This window comes from Agathobacter sp. (genome assembly GCF_977054825.1).
In genome coordinates this window covers 286,883-302,907 of the sequence record NZ_CDRTEH010000002.1, presented here as the reverse complement: position 1 = coordinate 302,907, position 16,025 = coordinate 286,883, and the positions used below count along the sequence as shown (strand labels likewise).

Annotated in this window: 14 protein-coding genes; all 14 read right to left on the bottom strand. The window is 43.2% G+C overall.

Annotated elements, in window-relative coordinates; genetic code table 11:
- Window positions 1-6 precede the first annotated feature (6 nt).
- The 14 genes from ACW6PM_RS03520 to rlmH all read right to left on the bottom strand — a co-directional run bounded on the left by ACW6PM_RS03520 (window position 7) and on the right by rlmH (window position 16,007).
- The gene (locus tag ACW6PM_RS03520) at window positions 7-1,305 is read right to left on the bottom strand and encodes a methionine gamma-lyase family protein (RefSeq protein WP_308649815.1); all 1,299 of its coding nucleotides are present in this window, start codon (window positions 1,303-1,305) and stop codon (window positions 7-9) included.
- On the bottom strand, window positions 1,299-2,252 hold the full coding sequence (miaA, locus tag ACW6PM_RS03515) for a tRNA (adenosine(37)-N6)-dimethylallyltransferase MiaA (RefSeq protein WP_456056238.1): 954 nt from the start codon (window positions 2,250-2,252) through the stop codon (window positions 1,299-1,301). The genes ACW6PM_RS03520 and miaA overlap by 7 nt, the downstream gene beginning before the upstream one ends.
- 30 nt (window positions 2,253-2,282) lie before the next feature.
- On the bottom strand, window positions 2,283-4,247 hold the full coding sequence (gene mutL / locus ACW6PM_RS03510; RefSeq protein ID WP_456056237.1) for a DNA mismatch repair endonuclease MutL: 1,965 nt from the start codon (window positions 4,245-4,247) through the stop codon (window positions 2,283-2,285).
- Window positions 4,248-4,258: 11 nt separating this feature from the next.
- The gene (mutS, locus tag ACW6PM_RS03505) at window positions 4,259-6,883 is read right to left on the bottom strand and encodes a DNA mismatch repair protein MutS (RefSeq protein WP_456056305.1); all 2,625 of its coding nucleotides are present in this window, start codon (window positions 6,881-6,883) and stop codon (window positions 4,259-4,261) included.
- A gap of 67 nt (window positions 6,884-6,950) precedes the next feature.
- On the bottom strand, window positions 6,951-8,567 hold the full coding sequence (locus ACW6PM_RS03500; protein WP_456056236.1) for an NAD(P)/FAD-dependent oxidoreductase: 1,617 nt from the start codon (window positions 8,565-8,567) through the stop codon (window positions 6,951-6,953).
- A complete protein-coding gene (locus ACW6PM_RS03495) occupies window positions 8,568-9,842 on the bottom strand; it encodes an aminoacetone oxidase family FAD-binding enzyme (protein WP_456056235.1) in 1,275 nt (424 codons plus the stop codon).
- A gap of 30 nt (window positions 9,843-9,872) precedes the next feature.
- The gene (locus ACW6PM_RS03490) at window positions 9,873-10,247 is read right to left on the bottom strand and encodes a hypothetical protein (RefSeq protein ID WP_308668551.1); all 375 of its coding nucleotides are present in this window, start codon (window positions 10,245-10,247) and stop codon (window positions 9,873-9,875) included.
- A gap of 49 nt (window positions 10,248-10,296) precedes the next feature.
- On the bottom strand, window positions 10,297-11,961 hold the full coding sequence (locus ACW6PM_RS03485; protein WP_456056234.1) for a putative polysaccharide biosynthesis protein: 1,665 nt from the start codon (window positions 11,959-11,961) through the stop codon (window positions 10,297-10,299).
- 39 nt (window positions 11,962-12,000) lie between these two features.
- Window positions 12,001-12,498, bottom strand: coding sequence for an rRNA maturation RNase YbeY (gene ybeY / locus ACW6PM_RS03480; RefSeq protein ID WP_308668549.1), 498 nt, complete (start codon window positions 12,496-12,498; stop codon window positions 12,001-12,003).
- On the bottom strand, window positions 12,495-13,655 hold the full coding sequence (locus ACW6PM_RS03475; protein ID WP_456056233.1) for a hypothetical protein: 1,161 nt from the start codon (window positions 13,653-13,655) through the stop codon (window positions 12,495-12,497). Before ACW6PM_RS03475 ends, ybeY begins: the two co-directional genes overlap by 4 nt.
- On the bottom strand, window positions 13,652-14,647 hold the full coding sequence (locus tag ACW6PM_RS03470) for a PhoH family protein (protein WP_456056232.1): 996 nt from the start codon (window positions 14,645-14,647) through the stop codon (window positions 13,652-13,654). Before ACW6PM_RS03470 ends, ACW6PM_RS03475 begins: the two co-directional genes overlap by 4 nt.
- Window positions 14,648-14,712: 65 nt before the next feature.
- Window positions 14,713-15,240 carry a sporulation protein YqfD gene (locus ACW6PM_RS03465; RefSeq protein ID WP_456056231.1) on the bottom strand — a complete coding sequence of 176 codons (528 nt, stop codon included), beginning with the start codon at window positions 15,238-15,240 and terminating at the stop codon, window positions 14,713-14,715.
- Window positions 15,230-15,490 carry a YabP/YqfC family sporulation protein gene (locus ACW6PM_RS03460; RefSeq protein ID WP_012742602.1) on the bottom strand — a complete coding sequence of 87 codons (261 nt, stop codon included), beginning with the start codon at window positions 15,488-15,490 and terminating at the stop codon, window positions 15,230-15,232. The genes ACW6PM_RS03465 and ACW6PM_RS03460 overlap by 11 nt, the downstream gene beginning before the upstream one ends.
- Before the next feature lie 37 nt (window positions 15,491-15,527).
- Window positions 15,528-16,007: a 23S rRNA (pseudouridine(1915)-N(3))-methyltransferase RlmH gene (gene rlmH / locus ACW6PM_RS03455; protein ID WP_308668545.1), complete on the bottom strand. Its 480-nt coding sequence runs from the start codon at window positions 16,005-16,007 to the stop codon at window positions 15,528-15,530.
- Window positions 16,008-16,025 lie beyond the last annotated feature (18 nt).

The window sequence follows — 16,025 nt, the reverse complement described above, 5'->3', positions numbered from 1 at the left end:
GCACACCTAAACAAGCTTAACAAGATTTCTCTCATAAAGTTTTTGTAAAGACATCAAAATTCCAAGCTTTGCATGGTACCAGGTAAGTCCTCCCTGGAAATAAACCGCATACGGAGGCTTCACAGGGCCGTCAGCAGAAAGCTCTATGGATGAGCCCTGCACAAATGCGCCTGCTGCCATGATGACATCACTGTCATAGCCCGGCATTGCCCACGGCTCAGGTGTCACATAGCTGTCCACCGGTGCTGCTGCCTGAATGCCCTCGCAGAAGGCTATCATGGCATCGCGGTTATTGAACTCTACAGCCTGTATGATATCGTGGCGGCTCTCAGTTCCGTCAGGAACCACCTTAAAACCAAGCTTTTCATATATTTTTGCGGCAAAGATTGCTCCCTTTAATGCTCCGCTTACGACAGTTGGTGCAAGGAAAAAGCCCTGATAAAATGACTGGATGACTCCGAGTGAGGCTCCAACCTCCTTGCCAAGTCCCGGAGATGTGAGGCGGTATGCGGCATTTTCAACGCATTCCTTTTTGCCGACAATATAGCCTCCGATTGGTGCAAGTCCGCCTCCCGGATTTTTAATCAGTGAGCCAACCATCATGTCTGCTCCAACCTGGATAGGCTCTGTCTCCTCTACAAACTCACCGTAGCAGTTATCGACCATACAGATCACATCAGGCTTTATGCTCTTTACAAAGGCGATGAGCTCGCCTATTTTTTTGACCGAAAGCGTAGGTCTTGTAGCATAGCCCTTAGAGCGCTGGATTGTGACAAGCTTTGTTTTTTCGTTGATGGCTTTCTTTATTCCGTCATAGTCAAACTCACCGTCAGGCAGTAAATCAACCTGTGCATATGTGATGCCGTACTCAGCAAGCGAGCCCTTTGAAGGGCGTATGCCTATTACCTCCTCAAGTGTATCGTAAGGCTTTCCGACAGGGCTTAAAAGCTCATCGCCCGGACGCAGGTTTGACATGAGGGCAAGTGCCAGTGCATGTGTGCCACAGGTAATCTGCGGTCTTACAAGCGCATCCTCTGCGCCAAAGCAGTCAGCGTATACTCTCTCAAGTGTATCTCTTCCGAGGTCATTGTAGCCGTAGCCGCTTGATGCCTGGAAGCACTCGGCGCTCACCTTGTTTTTCTGCATGGCGGCTATGACCTTAAGCTGATTATACTCAGCATTTGTGTCTATTTTATCAAAACGCTCCTTAAGCTCCTTTTCTACAGAGGTTCCGAAATCCAAAACCTCCTTTGATATTCCAAGTGTCTCATACTGCCTGTAAATGGCTTCATTGGTATCTAACAAATTATAATCCTCTTTTCTGCTAAAATTTCTTGTATTTTATTTAATATTTTATTATCATCATATGAATATTCGTTTTTTTCTATCCATATGGTGTCTTTTTCTCTCCTAAACCAGGTGAGCTGTCTCTTTGCAAAGCGCCTTGACTCAAGCTTTACCTTGTCCACAGCCTCATCAAGTGAATATTCTCCGTCGAGATATGCAAGGATTTCCTTGTAGCCTATGCCCTTCATGGATACCATATCGCTCGTACAGCCCATCGCCTTTAGCTTTTTCACCTCATCGACAAGTCCGTTTGAAACCATGATATCAACTCTCTTATCTATCCTCTCATAAAGCCTTTCTCTTACATCATCCAGTACAAAATAGGCAAAGCTGTAGGGTGACTGCTTAGCTCTTTCTGTCTCGTTGTGCTTTGAAATCGGTTCATGGCAGGTGTGATAATATTCAATTGCCCTGATGACGCGCTTTACATTATTCTCATGGATGCTCTCATAAGATACAGGGTCGATATCCTTAAGCTTTTCATGCAGTGCATGATTTCCGTGCTCGCCTGCAAAGTCGTACAGGCTCTTTCTGTATGCCCCATCCACATCCTGCTTTGTGAAATCAATGTCATACAAGAGCGCCTGGATATAAAAGCCGGTGCCGCCGACAATTATCGGTATCTTTCCTGCTTCGTATATTTCATTAAGAGCTTTTTTTGCCATATCCTTAAAGATAAATACATTGAACTCGTCTGATGGCTCAAGCTCATCTATCAGATAGTGCTTTATACCGTCCATCTCATCGACTGTAACCTTCGCAGAGCCTATATCCATGTATTTGTATACCTGCATGGAATCCGCGGATATTATAGCACCATTTATTTTTTTTGCAAGCTCAATCGATAGAGCTGTTTTTCCTACTGCTGTCGGTCCGGTCAGGACGATCATCGGTTTTTGTGTCATATTGCACCTCTGTTCAAATGAGTATATTTGTCATACGATACGTTTGAATTTCTTTTCTATCTCATATTTGCTCATAGAGATGATGGTCGGTCTGCCGTGTGGGCAGTTGTATGGATTGTCGAGTGACAAAAGCTCATCTATCAGCTCATTTATCTCAGGAAGAGTAAGCTTGTCGTTGCCCTTTACTGCTGCCTTGCACGACATGGATGCGACCTTTTCCGTGATGATATCAGGTGTCTGTCTGCCTGTCGCGTTGGAAAAATCATCAAGCATCTCTATAAACAGATCCTTCATATCTATGTGGAATAAATTGTCTGGAATCGCACTGATCATGTATTCCTTGCCACCAAAATGCTCCACCTCATAGCCAAACTGCTCTATCTGCGGCCTGTATTTCTCAAGCATCTCACTTTCCCTTGCATCAAGTGTCATGACAATCGGAGGGCTTATGCGCTGTGATGTAAAATCCTTGTTGGCAAGTCTTGCCATCGTTTTTTCATACAGTACCTTTTCATGGGCTGCATGCTGGTCTATGATGTACAACTTGTCCTCAAACTCTATGAGCCAGTAGGTCTTAAAGAGCTGTCCTATGATGGAAAACTGCTTCTTTGAGCTTTCTGTAAGGAAGACCTTGTCGTAATCGCCAAGTGTCTGCTGGGTAGCTGTGACAACCTGTGCAGGCTCATACGCCACGGTGGAAGTTTCAGTCTTTGGTTCCACGGAATTGCCTGTGTTGGCAACAAGCGCAGATGCAGATGGTTTAGATGTCTGCTGCTTTGATGTGTTATCTGTGAGTTGCTCATTAACAGCAGGCGCTTTTGCAGCAGGTTCTATTGCTGAGGAATCTTTCACTGCTGCCGTCACGCTCTGTCCGTACACACTCCTTGATTCCGCAGCCCTCACCTCATTGATACGCCGCTTCTCAAACGGCTCCGGTATAGGCTCCTTATACTCATGCACTATCTTTTTAGGCGCCGGTGTACTGTCTACAGGCACCTCGGGAATCATCTCCTTGTGGGACAGAATTGCATATATTGTGTCACACAATTCAACATATATCTCGTTATTGTTGTCAAAGCGAAGCTCCATCTTGGTCGGATGCACGTTGACATCCAGCTCACTGAAAAATGTAAAGTAAAGCACTGTAAACGGATACTGATGCTGCATCAGAAAGCTCTTGTAGGCCTCCTCGATGGCGCGTGACAATATATTGCTCTTTACATATCTGCCGTTTATGAAATAATTCTCATAATTTCTGTTACCCCTCGTGATAACAGGCTTTCCTATAAAGCCCTCCACCTTAAAGTATTCACATTCATGCTTCACCTCAAGCAGTGATGATGATATTTCGCGTCCGAATATATGGTATATAATATCCTTTTTATTGCCGTTTCCGGATGTGTGAAGTTTTGTCTGGTTATTGTTTATGAACTTAAACGATATATCAGGATGGGAAAGTGCAAGCTTTTCGACCATATCGCTTATGTAGCTGCCCTCTGTCTGTGCTGTCTTTAAAAACTTGCGTCTTGCCGGAACATTATAAAACAAATCCTTTACTATGAAGGTTGTTCCGTCAGGAGCACCGATTTCCTCGTTTGAAAGCTCCTTTGAGCCTTCAATTACATATCTGGTGCCGGTGAGCTCATCGTAGGTCTTTGTGATAAGCTCAACGCGGGCAACGGCCGAGATGCTTGACAGCGCCTCACCTCTGAAGCCGAGAGACTTTACAGTAAGTAAATCCTCTGCCGAGCGTATTTTGCTCGTGCTGTGACGGTAAAATGCAACCGCAACCTGGTCGCTTTCGATTCCGCAGCCGTTGTCAGTGATACGGATAAATGAGATTCCGCCCTCCTTTATCTCCACGGTTATGGCTGTTGAGCCTGCATCTATGGCATTTTCCACCAGCTCCTTTACCACGGAGCACGGGCGCTCAACAACCTCTCCTGCAGCTATTTTATCTATTGTTTCCTGATTTAATATGGCAATATTTGGCATTTTAATCCTTTCTACCAGCGGTTTTTAACCTTGTTCTGGAGCTGATACAGCTTGTTTAACGCATCAAGTGGTGTCATGTTGCCTATGTCTATGTTTCTAAGCTCATCAATTATATCATCATCCTTCACTGTGTCGAAAAGTGAAATCTGTGTCATATCAACCTCGTCAAGGTGCTCCTTTTTATGCTTGTGGCCATTGTCAACGGATATGCTTTTTACAGTATCCGTGATGTCATTTGCAAGAAGCTGTTCAGCGATTTCCTTGGCACGCTCTATGACTGAATCCGGCAGCCCTGCAAGCTTTGCAACCTGTATTCCGTAGCTTCTGTCAGCCCCGCCCTTTACGATTTTTCTTAGGAATACTATGTCATCGCCCTTTTCCTTTACAGCGATGCAGTAGTTGTTTACACTGTCAAGCTTGCCCTCAAGCTCCGTGAGCTCGTGATAATGCGTTGCAAAAAGCGTCTTTGCGCCAAGGAGCTTTGGATTGCTTATGTGCTCGACAACTGCCCAGGCGATGCTAAGTCCGTCAAATGTACTCGTGCCTCGTCCAATCTCATCGAGAATCAGCAGGGATTTGGCGGTTGCATTCCTTAATATATTTGCCACCTCATTCATCTCGACCATAAATGTACTCTGTCCGCTTGCCAGGTCGTCAGATGCTCCGACTCGCGTGAAAATACGGTCTACTATACCGATATTTGCAGTTTGCGCAGGCACAAAGCTTCCAATCTGTGCCATGAGAACGATAAGAGCTGTCTGCCTCATGTAGGTGGATTTACCGGCCATGTTTGGTCCTGTGATGATTGATATGCGGTTTTTGTTCTGATCCAGATATGTATCGTTTTCTATAAACATGTCATTTGTAATCATTTTTTCAACTACAGGATGACGGCCGTTTTTGATGTCGATTATTCCGCTTTCATTAATCCTTGGCTTGCAGTAATTATTTTGGCTTGCAACAAGTGCAAGCGAAGCAAAAACATCAATTATTGCAATAGCTCTGGCTGTTTTCTGGATTCTTGAAACATTGTCTGAAATCTGTTTTCTTACATCACGAAACAGCTCATACTCAAGTGAGGTGAGTCTGTCTTCGGCTCCAAGAATCGTATCCTCAAGCTCTTTAAGCTCAGGTGTGATGTAGCGCTCTGCATTGGTGAGTGTCTGCTTTCTTACGTAATAATCGGGAACCATATCCTTGAAGGAGTTTGTGACCTCAAGATAATATCCAAACACCTTGTTATATTTGATTCTTAAGTTTTTGATGCCTGTCTTTTCACGTTCACTGGCTTCAAGCTCTGCAAGCCATGTCTTGCCCTTGGTTTTTGCGTCACGAAGACGGTCAACCTCCTCGTTGTAGCCTGCCTTTATGATATCTCCGTCTCGCTGTGAGATAGGCGGCTCATCCTCAATGGATGAAAGTAAAAGCTCATATATATCCTTAAGCTCGTCGAACTCTTCGTTAATCTCATCGGTAAGCTCACACGGTATGTCAGAAAGCTGCTGCTTTATTGGCGGAAGCATCCTTAAAGAATCCCTGAAGGCTATAAGATCGCGCGGATTGGCTGACTGGTAGGTGATTCTTGTGATGAGACGCTCAAGGTCATAAATAGGATTAAGGTATTCCCTGATCTCATCTCTTGTGATTTCGTTTGCATTAAGTGCTTCGATAAGTTTCTGGCGCTTTATTATCTCTGCTTTTTCGATAAGAGGCTGCTCGACATAGGTGCGAAGCAGTCTTGCACCCATAGCCGTGCGTGTCTTGTCGAGTACCCACAGCAGTGAACCTCTCTTTTGCTTTTCCCGAAGTGTCTCTACAAGCTCCAAATTTCTTCTTGAGGAGCTGTCTATTATCATATATTTGCCTATAGAGTACGGATGAAGCTCAAGTATGTTGTCAAGCGAGTTCATCTGTGTCTCATAAAGGTACTTTAAAAGGGCTCCCGAAGCTATGACCCCGCTCTCATAATCCTCAAGCCCAAGAGCATTTATTGTCTGTACGTGGAAATGTGAAAGCAGTGTCTCATTTGCAAGGCCATCGGAAAAATACCAGGAGTCGAGTGCTGAAACGGTAATTGACAGTCTGTTTTTCATATCGTCAACATCTATTCCGCTCATGTAGAAGGCTTCATTGCATATGATTTCCGATGGATTAAATCTGCTCACCTCATCTAACAGCTTCCTCTCGGCATCCACCTCTGTAGTAAAAAAATCACCTGTTGTGACATCACAGGTCGCTATGCCGTATTTGTCCTCAGTGTATACAATCGACATGATGTAATTGTTTTTTGCTTCATCTAAAGAAGCCATGTCAGTGTTTGTGCCAGGTGTCACAACACGGATTACCTCGCGCTTTACGATTCCCTTTGCCTGCTTTGGATCCTCCATCTGCTCACAGATAGCTACCTTGTGACCGTTTGATACGAGTCTGTTGATATATGAGTCTGCCGCATGAAACGGTACTCCACACATAGGAGCTCTTTCTTCAAGTCCGCAGTTTTTGCCGGTGAGTGTAAGCTCAAGCTCCTTTGAAACCATTATCGCATCGTCAAAAAACATCTCATAGAAATCTCCCAAGCGATAAAATAAAATACAATCATTATATTGCTCTTTTGTCTGCAGATAATGCTGCATCATTGGTGATACTTCTGCCACGAATATTTCCTCTCTTTACGTGTATAAATATTATTCATGTGTATAAATATTATTTGAAATCCGGCTTATATTTTTTAATAATTGCCTCTGCGACCTTTATGCCGTCGATTGCCGCAGATGTGATGCCTCCTGCATAGCCTGCTCCCTCACCGCAAGGGTATACTCCTGAGATATTGCTCTCAAAAGCCTCATCTCTTTTTATGCGAAGCGGAGAAGAGGTGCGTGTCTCCATACCGGACAAAATTGCATCTTTTCTGTCAAAACCATGTATCAGATGACCAAAATGTTCCATTCCAAGCTTAAACGACTGTTCCATGTCAGCGTTCATGAGTCCGTTCAGCTTTGCAAAGACTTTTCCTCCCTTTGTACAGGAGTCAAAATCACCGTATGCGGCTGTTAATCTGTCATCGCAGAAATCTCCGAAAAGCTGCTGTGGAATTAAACCACCTCCACGCTTATAATTTTCTGTTTCAAGCCTTTCCTGAAATCTCACTCCGGCGAGGGCATCATCTGCTCCGAAATCCTTCGGCGAAACAGATACTATGATGGCACTGTTTGCATTTTTGCTGTTTCTGTCGTGATAGCTCATACCGTTAACCACTGTATGACTTTCGGTTGACGATGAGTTAACCACATATCCTCCCGGACACATGCAGAATGAGTAGACTCCTCTGCCGTTCGGAAAATTGGATGTGACCTTGTATGGACTCGGCGGAAGCATGATTTTCTTTTGAATACCATACTGTGATTCATCTATCATGCGCTGCGGATGCTCCACGCGAAAGCCGACAGCAAAGCTCTTGCACTCCATATCAAAGCCCTTATTGTAAAGCATATCAAATGTATCTCTGGCGCTGTGTCCGAGTGCCAGAACGCATACATCTGTCTTTATCTCTTTATTATTGCTCTCAGAATCCGTGTAAACACTTAATAGCTTGTTTGAAACAATGTCAAGCCTGCTCACACAGGTGTCAAATACAAATGTCACCCCTTTGTTAACCAAAAACTCACGCATGTTGACAATTACTTCTGAAAGCACATCAGTACCGATATGCGGCTTGTTGTCATAAAGTATGGACTCATCTGCTCCAAAGCGCACAAAGGTCTCGAGCACAAGACGATTCCTGCCTGACGGATCCTTTACGGATGTATTCAGCTTGCCGTCTGAAAAGGTTCCGGCACCGCCCTCGCCAAACTGTACATTGCTTTTGGGATTAAGTATGCCGCTCTCCCAGAATTTTTGTACATCTAAAGTTCTTTTCTCTACCTTGCTGCCGCGCTCGATAATTATCGGGCAAAAGCCTGCCTCTGCCAGTATGTATGCACAAAAAAGCCCGGCAGGACCTGCTCCTACAATGACAGGGCGCTTGTCAAGCACCACATTGCCGTGTGCCGGTATCCTGTACTCTTTTTCTTTGTAAATGAGCACAGATGAGCTATTTGCTCTTTTTACTATTGATTCCTCGCTTTGCTTTGTATTATCTATCTCTACAGCAACGGAATATGTATAGAACAGCTCAGGCTTTTTACGCGCGTCAAGTGATTTCTTTAATATGCGGTAGGTAAAGCCTGTCTGAGAATTAAGCTTAAGCATTTTTATTATTTTCTTTTTTAGTGCCTCATCACTGTGCGTGACGGGAAGCTTTATCTGGTTGATTTTAATCATTTACTGCATTTCTCCTGCTATATATCCACTTGTCCATGCCCACTGCAGATTGTAGCCGCCGCATATGCCGTCCACATCAAGCAGCTCTCCGCAAAAGTAAAGCCCCGGATGGATTTTGGACTCCAGTGTACGTATGTCTATTTCCTTTGTATATATGCCGCCTGCACACACCTGAGCAAATTCCACTCCCCTTGGCTTTCTTACCGAAACGGCTGTATGCTTTATTGAGCGTGTAAGACTTTCACAATCATCCTCTGTCAAAAGCCTTCCCTTTTTATCAGGAGAAACGCCTGATTTGTGTATCAGCTCAAGAAGAAGCTTATTGTTTAAAAGTCCGTTAAGCATCTCATTTAGTGAGCGGTTGTCTGTGGTTTTACTGCTTCTGTCCCTTATGTATCCATAAAGCTCATCATCGCTAAAAGTCGGCAAAAAGTCAATTATCACCTCGACCCTTTGACCTTTATTAAGGGCTCTTGATATAAGACTTGAAATCTGAAAAACAGGGATGCCTGAGATGCCGTAGTCAGCTAACTGCAGCTCACCTGTATTTTGCTCTGTCATTTGACCGTCTATCACGGATGCAACAGTGGCATCACACCTGACACCTGTAATCTTTTTGAAATTAAGACCCTCACAGCTAAAGCCGCAAAGTGCGGGCAGAGGCTTTTGGATATGGTGCCCGAGAGCTTCTATCATGCGAAACAGGCTTCCGTCACTTCCAAGCTTCGGGGACGCCGAAAGGCCACATGCTATGATAAGCCTTTTGGACTTAAAGCTGCCCTTGTCTGTTTGGATGCAGTAACCGACCAGGTCATCTGCCTTTTTATTAGCTGCCAGATTAGCAACAGAATTTGTGTCCTTAGCCGTAATCCTTGCAGCCTTGATTTCTGTAATTTTAATGCCTGTCTTTACATCCACGTGAAGCCTCATAAGCTCCATGCGAAAGGCTGCCACAACAGATGCTGCCTGCCTGGAATTCGGATAAATGTAGCCGGCATTGTCATATGCAGGTATTCCAAGCTTTTCAAAATAGCGTATTGTGTCAGCATAATCAAATTGCGACAAACCGTTTTTAATCAGCGCCTTACTGCCGTGAAACCTGTTTACAGACATATCAGTGTTTGTGAAATTACATCTGCCGTTTCCTGTTGCAAGTATTTTCTTTCCTATATCATCCTTGTGCTCTAAAAGTGCCACACTTGCTCCCTTTGATGCAGCAGTTGCTGCCGCCATCATCCCGGATGCACCGGCACCTATTATAATTACATCGTACATATTCTTTCCCCTAACTGATTTATTTTAACATTAACTTGAATAGCTTTCAAGAAAATCGTACAAATCAGTTTCGTTAAAAAAGTAAAGTCCATTTGTAACCTTATTTTTTACTTCATCGGGCAGTTCTTCAAAATACACGCCCGTATCAAAGTATTTTTCGTTTGCAGCACCATTATATACAGACAGCATTCCGGAGTCATTTTTGATGCAATAGCTTGCGTTTTTTGCCTCATTTGAGGTCTGAAGACTTTCCTTTTTATCGTTTGCATCTTTATCCGTGTCCTTGCTTTGTGCAGTTATCGCTGCCTCGTCTGCTGCTCTTTGAGTATTGATTTTTTCTATCGTAAAAAGTGCAAGAAGAATTATAAAAATAGTTAAAAAACAGATACTGATTTTGCTTTTCATATTATCACCTCAAAATCAGTATCTGTAAATTTCTGTTATTTATTCAAATTTATAATAAATGACATTTTTTGGCCACCTTTATGATAAGTGTACCCTTTGGAAAATGTCTAAGCTCATCCTCTGTCAGTCCCTTGAGCAAAAGGAGTGCCACTGCATATGAGACAACCGCAATGATTGCGGCAAGAATAAACGCAATAATCTCGATATGACATACCTTGTAAAGTATAAAGTATACTATATATGAAACGACTCCCATAATAAGCGAGCTGATAGCTGGAATGATAAAGGTCTTTTTAATTTCCTGCTTAAAGCCGCTGTACTTCTTTAAAGCCATGCTGTTCATAAAGCACATGAGCAGTGCGAAAAATGTATTGGCAAGCACAACTGCATGTATATTGAGTCTGAATATGAGCATAAGCAGTATAAGCACTATGACATGCGCTACAATTGATATCGCAGCGTTGATTACAGGAATCTTAAGCCTGTCAATTCCCTGCAGCAGTCCATTTGACAGTGTGGAAAGTGAGTAAAATACTACCGCAACCGCACCGACATACATCATAAGTGATGCCTCTGCATTTGTTGCACGGGTGCTTGAAAAAAGTATATTAAATATCGGCAGTCCAAACACTGCAAGCCCTACTGCACAAGGGAAGGCGACAACCATGATAAAGCGTGTGGAAAGATTAATCTGCCCTCTCACCGCCTCCATGTCATCCCTGTGGTAGGCACCTGTAAGCACCGGTACAAAGGATGCTGCCATGGCTGATGCAATGGATATAGGCACATTAATCAAAAGCTTGTACTTTCCGGTGTATACACCCCACCATACGTCTATATCGTTCTGAGTGTAGCCCTGAAGCAGAGCAACCTGCTTGAATATACCCTGGTCTATGATACCACTGATATTGTAGATAGTGGTACTTAAAAGCACCGGAATAACCGTGATTACAAGGATCTTCATGGTATAGCCAAATGAGCTGACCCTGACATTGCGCTCTTTTTTCATCTGCCTCTTGAACACCGTCATATAGATGGCAAAGATAAATACCACAAACAAAAGAGCTGCTACGGAGCCAAGCACTGTTCCGAGTGTACCACCTGCTGCACCATATGCTGCGGCGTAATGCTCCTTGTCACCAAGCACTGCACCAATCCTGGTACCTGTTCTGTAGAGCACATATGCGGCCCACACACTGACTATGGCGTTCACCACCTGCTCTATGATCTGTGAGACTGCACTCGGCATCATGGTGCCAAGTCCCTGGAAAAAGCCTCTGATAACACCTAGCACAGCAACTATCAAAAGTCCCGGAGCCAGCACTCTTAAGGCAAAAATACTGTACGGAGTATTAAGAAGCGTTGTTGCAAAGAAATTGCCTCCGAAAAACAGTATGAGTGCGACTGTTGTACCACTGATGGTTGCAAAAAGCAGCGCACACTTTAGTATCTGATAGGTTGCAGTCCGCCTCTTTTTTGCCATCTGGGCTGAAACCATCTTTGATACGGCAAGAGGTAAGCTGTATGATGATATAATCAGCATGACATTGTATATTTCAAAAGCTGTGGAATAATAGCCGATTCCGATATCGCCCAATATACGCTGCATCGGTATACGATATATAAGTCCTATTATTCTGCTTATGATGGATGCTACGGCAAGTATAGAGCCCTGTACTAAGGCATTGCTTGCCCCGTTATTTTTTTTAGACATTTATAAATCCTCTGTTTCAATTGATAACCAGCTTAAATATTAGCGTGTTATACCTAAAGCGTCAAGTATTTTTCTCTGGTGTTCTTCCATTACGGCCGCCTCATCAGGTTCCATGTGGTCATAACCGAACAGATGAAGCATACTGTGTGTAATCAGAAAGGCAAACTCTCTTTTTTCGCTGTGTCCGTATTCTAAGGCCTGCTCCTTTACCTTGTCAACGGATATGATTATGTCACCGAGCATGACCTCTCCTGTATCAGGATTGAAATCATCCTCATTCTCATCTGAAAGGAACGAAAAATCCCCGGGTGCTTCATATGAAAGCATCGGAAAAGACAGCACATCTGTAGGCCTGTCTATCTGTCTGTACTCCTTATTGATGGCATGTATACCGTCGTTATCCGTCAGCGTCAGATTAACCTCCGCCTCATACGGAAAGCTCTCGTGCTCAAGTGAAGCATTTACAACAGCTTCCGCAACCTTTTCATAATCAAAATTAAAATTGCATTCTACCTCTTTTTCGATAAAAAAACTCATTTAAGCAGCTCCTCCTTTGTCAGATAGTCTCGTATTTTTAAAAAGTGATTCATGGATAGTCCTGATTCATCATACATTCCTGAGCTTGAAAGCTCATTTAATGTCTGGATAATAAGTATCTCGTGATTCCATTCACTGTCTGCCACATCGTTTTTGATATGGTCTAGCCTTACTATTAAAGCATCAACCATATGGATGAGTGCGGACTCAGGTGTCTGCGGGTGTCTTAGCTTGCCGTAGTACTCGTAGAGTATATTAGTCAGCTTTTCAGGGAAATGCATGGCTAAGGCTTGTTCCACTCCCTCCATGACGCTTTTATGCCTCTGCCACTGTCCTATACGGTAATAAAAGCCTCCTGCTGCACATAGCGCTGTGTCCAGTCCTGCAGCCTTTGCAGCCTTTATGGCAATCGTCGATACGAAATTGCCATGATTGTATTCAGAAAAGTTATGCTCCTTAAGCTGCTTTACAGCAGGAAAATCCTCTTCTATTATCGCTATAAGCCTGTCATTTGTCTCATCGGCGCTTAGAGGCTTAAATACTCTGGCACAAATTATGCTGATAAGCGAAATAATCATGCCGCTTACAGCTCCGGTAATGAGTATGGAAGCAGAAAATTCCTTGGTTGACATATAATAGAATATGCCCGGTGTCACAATACTCATACTGATTGTGATAAGATATATGCATATCTGGAGCTTGTCCTCTCTGAGCATCTTTGCAAGGATTGCACCTGTGATTACAAGAAGCAGCTCACATACGAGCTCAAAGCAGTCACCGGATACAGTGATGGTAAGCAATATGCAAAAATAAGTACCGCCTATAAATGCCAGAAATTCATTGCCAATCAGACATAGCAGTATGGGAAAAATCATCACAGGCCTGCTGTACTGCGGCATAAAACCACTTATGATACACACTATAGAGCATATAATAAATGCAAACGTAAACCTAAGATAATCAGTTCTTGAGTTGTTCGACAGCTGTAGTGTGGTTCGCTCGTACTCAAGCTCGAACAAGAGCAGCATATAAAATATGATATCTAAAAAGCCCATGCATATCCATTCATCAGGATATAAATCACCAAGCAGACACAGCACAAATGAAAGCGCAAGGATTGATATGAAAATTGATATTAGTGATACAACCCTTCTCAATTGCCCTTCCTCTGCTTTCTTGCAGTCTTTGCAGTCTGCTTATTTTCATAATTATCGTAAGCCTGAACGATTTTTTGTACAAGCGGATGACGCACAACATCCTTGCTTGTCAGATTGCAAATGCCTATGTCATCTATATTTTTAAGCACCCTAAGTGCCACATCAAGTCCTGATTTTGCTCCCGGTGCCAGATCCTTTTGAGTCGCATCACCTGTCACGACAACCTTTGAGCCAAAGCCGATTCGTGTAAGAAACATCTTCATTTGCGCCGGAGTTGTGTTCTGTGCCTCATCGAGTATGATAAATGCGTTGTCCAGCGTTCGGCCTCTCATATACGCAAGAGGAGCCACCTCTATAAGCCCCTTTTCCATGTTGCGCTGGAAGCTCTCGGCTCCCATTATCTGATAAAGCGCATCATATAGCGGCCTCAAATACGGGTCAATCTTGCTCTGCAAATCTCCCGGCAGAAAGCCCAGCTTCTCACCGGCTTCAATCGCCGGACGCGTCAGAATAATACGCCCCACCTGCTCATTTTTAAAGGCTGTTATAGCCATTGCCATGGCAAGATAGGTCTTTCCTGTTCCGGCAGGTCCCATACCAAACACTATCATCTTTTTTCTGATGGCATCTACATACTCCTTCTGGCCTATGGTCTTTGGCTTTACAGGCTTGCCGTTTATTGTGTGGCAAATGATATCCTTGTCAATCTCGACAAGCTCACTGCCCTTGTGCTCCTCTAAAAGTGCAAGGGCATAGTTTACATTCTGCTCTGTGATGACATTTCCTCTCTTAGCCAGAGCAATGAGCTGCTCGAACACCTCTTTTGCCCCATAAATATTTCCCTGTGTACCGATAATCTTTAAGGAATCATCTCTTAAAACAAGCGTTACATGCAGTGTGCGCTCTATTTTTTTGGCGAAGGCATCAAACTGTCCGAAGACGTTTGGTATATATTCGCCGGGTATTTTTATAGATACTTCATTTAAACTCATTAGTTTATGTGCCTTTCAATCAAAAATATTTTTCATTATAACATAAAAATAAGATTTGTCATAATTTACCTGTAATTTATTCCCTCTGATATATCAATTTTCAGGGTGTTTTTTTCTATGTATATGCTGCACCAGGTGATATCGGGATATTTTTCTTCAAGCTTTTTTTCAAGAAGGCTGTAATCTGCTCTCTTGTGACTGCCTATTGTTACATGTTCGCTCTCCAAAAGTGAGATGACTGACTCATCATAAGTGAAACGGTTTCCATCAGGCACAATATGCCAGATTCTCATGCAGATGAGTGCATATATACCAAAAACACCGACAATGGCAGCCGTAATAATACGTATCTTATATAGGAATGCTTTTATAGCAAAGTATCCCTGCCTTTTTACCACGAGAAGCTTCGTATGTGTCTTTTTCAGGTGCGGCTTCATGAGAAAAATATCGTTTGTACTGCAGCAGGCCTCATATTCCTTTGGACTTACATACTTAAGGTTCCATATTTTAATATGGTTTGCCGTGCACAGATTTGTGAATCGCCTGATATTGCATCCTGTAAGCCTCACCCTTGCATAAGCTCTAATACTCATATATGACACCCTTTAAATGACCGGCTATTATTATTAAATCCTTTGTAAATTCCTTTATTTCAAGGCGGCTGCCGGATATTTTGATGGTACTGTCTGCTGCCCTTACAGTCACGGCCTTGTCCGAAAAAGACAGAATCCCCTTGTGATTTTCTATAGTCAGCTCATTATAACCATATGCTGTTACAATTGGAAGCCCAAGAACTATGTCCTTTGGAAGCTCGAACGAATCAGTTACTTTTTGCATCTTCATATATTAACATATGTTTATTTCGTCTGAATTATGCCGGCTATTTGTGGTACGGCTCATTATTGCTGATACGGAATGACCTGTAAATCTGCTCTAATAAAATTACGCGCATGAGCTGATGTGGGAATGTCATTTTAGAAAATGACAGCTTATAGTCAGCGCGCTTCAACACATCATCGGACAGCCCCAGAGAGCCTCCTATTACAAATATAAGATGACTTTTGCCTCCTGTCATAAGCTTATCCATCTTCTGCGACAGCTCAACCGAATCAAGCTGCTTTCCATCTATCGCAAGACAAAATACATACGCATCGTCTTTTATATTTTTAAGAAGCCTCTCACCTTCTTTATTTTTTACGATGTCTATCTCTGTCTGTGTGGCCTGCTCGCTTGTCTTTTCATCGGAGACCTCAGTGATTTCAAGCTTACAGTAGCGGCTTAGACGCTTTGCGTACTCAGCAATCGCATCCCTGTAAAATTTTTCTTTAACTTTTCCTACACATAATATTGTAATTTTCATCGTTTCATTATAACATAT

Bases quoted from the DNA above. Each gene is read 5' to 3' on its own strand.
- miaA (WP_456056238.1), bottom strand. From the start codon at position 2,252: ATGACACAAAAACCGATGATCGTCCTGACCGGACCGACAGCAGTAGGA.
- mutL (WP_456056237.1), bottom strand. From the start codon at position 4,247: ATGCCAAATATTGCCATATTAAATCAGGAAACAATAGATAAAATAGCT.
- mutS (WP_456056305.1), bottom strand. From the start codon at position 6,883: ATGATGCAGCATTATCTGCAGACAAAAGAGCAATATAATGATTGTATT.
- ACW6PM_RS03500 (WP_456056236.1), bottom strand. From the start codon at position 8,567: ATGATTAAAATCAACCAGATAAAGCTTCCCGTCACGCACAGTGATGAG.
- ACW6PM_RS03495 (WP_456056235.1), bottom strand. From the start codon at position 9,842: ATGTACGATGTAATTATAATAGGTGCCGGTGCATCCGGGATGATGGCG.
- ACW6PM_RS03490 (WP_308668551.1), bottom strand. From the start codon at position 10,247: ATGAAAAGCAAAATCAGTATCTGTTTTTTAACTATTTTTATAATTCTT.
- ACW6PM_RS03485 (WP_456056234.1), bottom strand. From the start codon at position 11,961: ATGTCTAAAAAAAATAACGGGGCAAGCAATGCCTTAGTACAGGGCTCT.
- ybeY (WP_308668549.1), bottom strand. From the start codon at position 12,498: ATGAGTTTTTTTATCGAAAAAGAGGTAGAATGCAATTTTAATTTTGAT.
- ACW6PM_RS03470 (WP_456056232.1), bottom strand. From the start codon at position 14,647: ATGAGTTTAAATGAAGTATCTATAAAAATACCCGGCGAATATATACCA.
- ACW6PM_RS03465 (WP_456056231.1), bottom strand. From the start codon at position 15,240: ATGAGTATTAGAGCTTATGCAAGGGTGAGGCTTACAGGATGCAATATC.
- ACW6PM_RS03460 (WP_012742602.1), bottom strand. From the start codon at position 15,490: ATGAAGATGCAAAAAGTAACTGATTCGTTCGAGCTTCCAAAGGACATA.
- rlmH (WP_308668545.1), bottom strand. From the start codon at position 16,007: ATGAAAATTACAATATTATGTGTAGGAAAAGTTAAAGAAAAATTTTAC.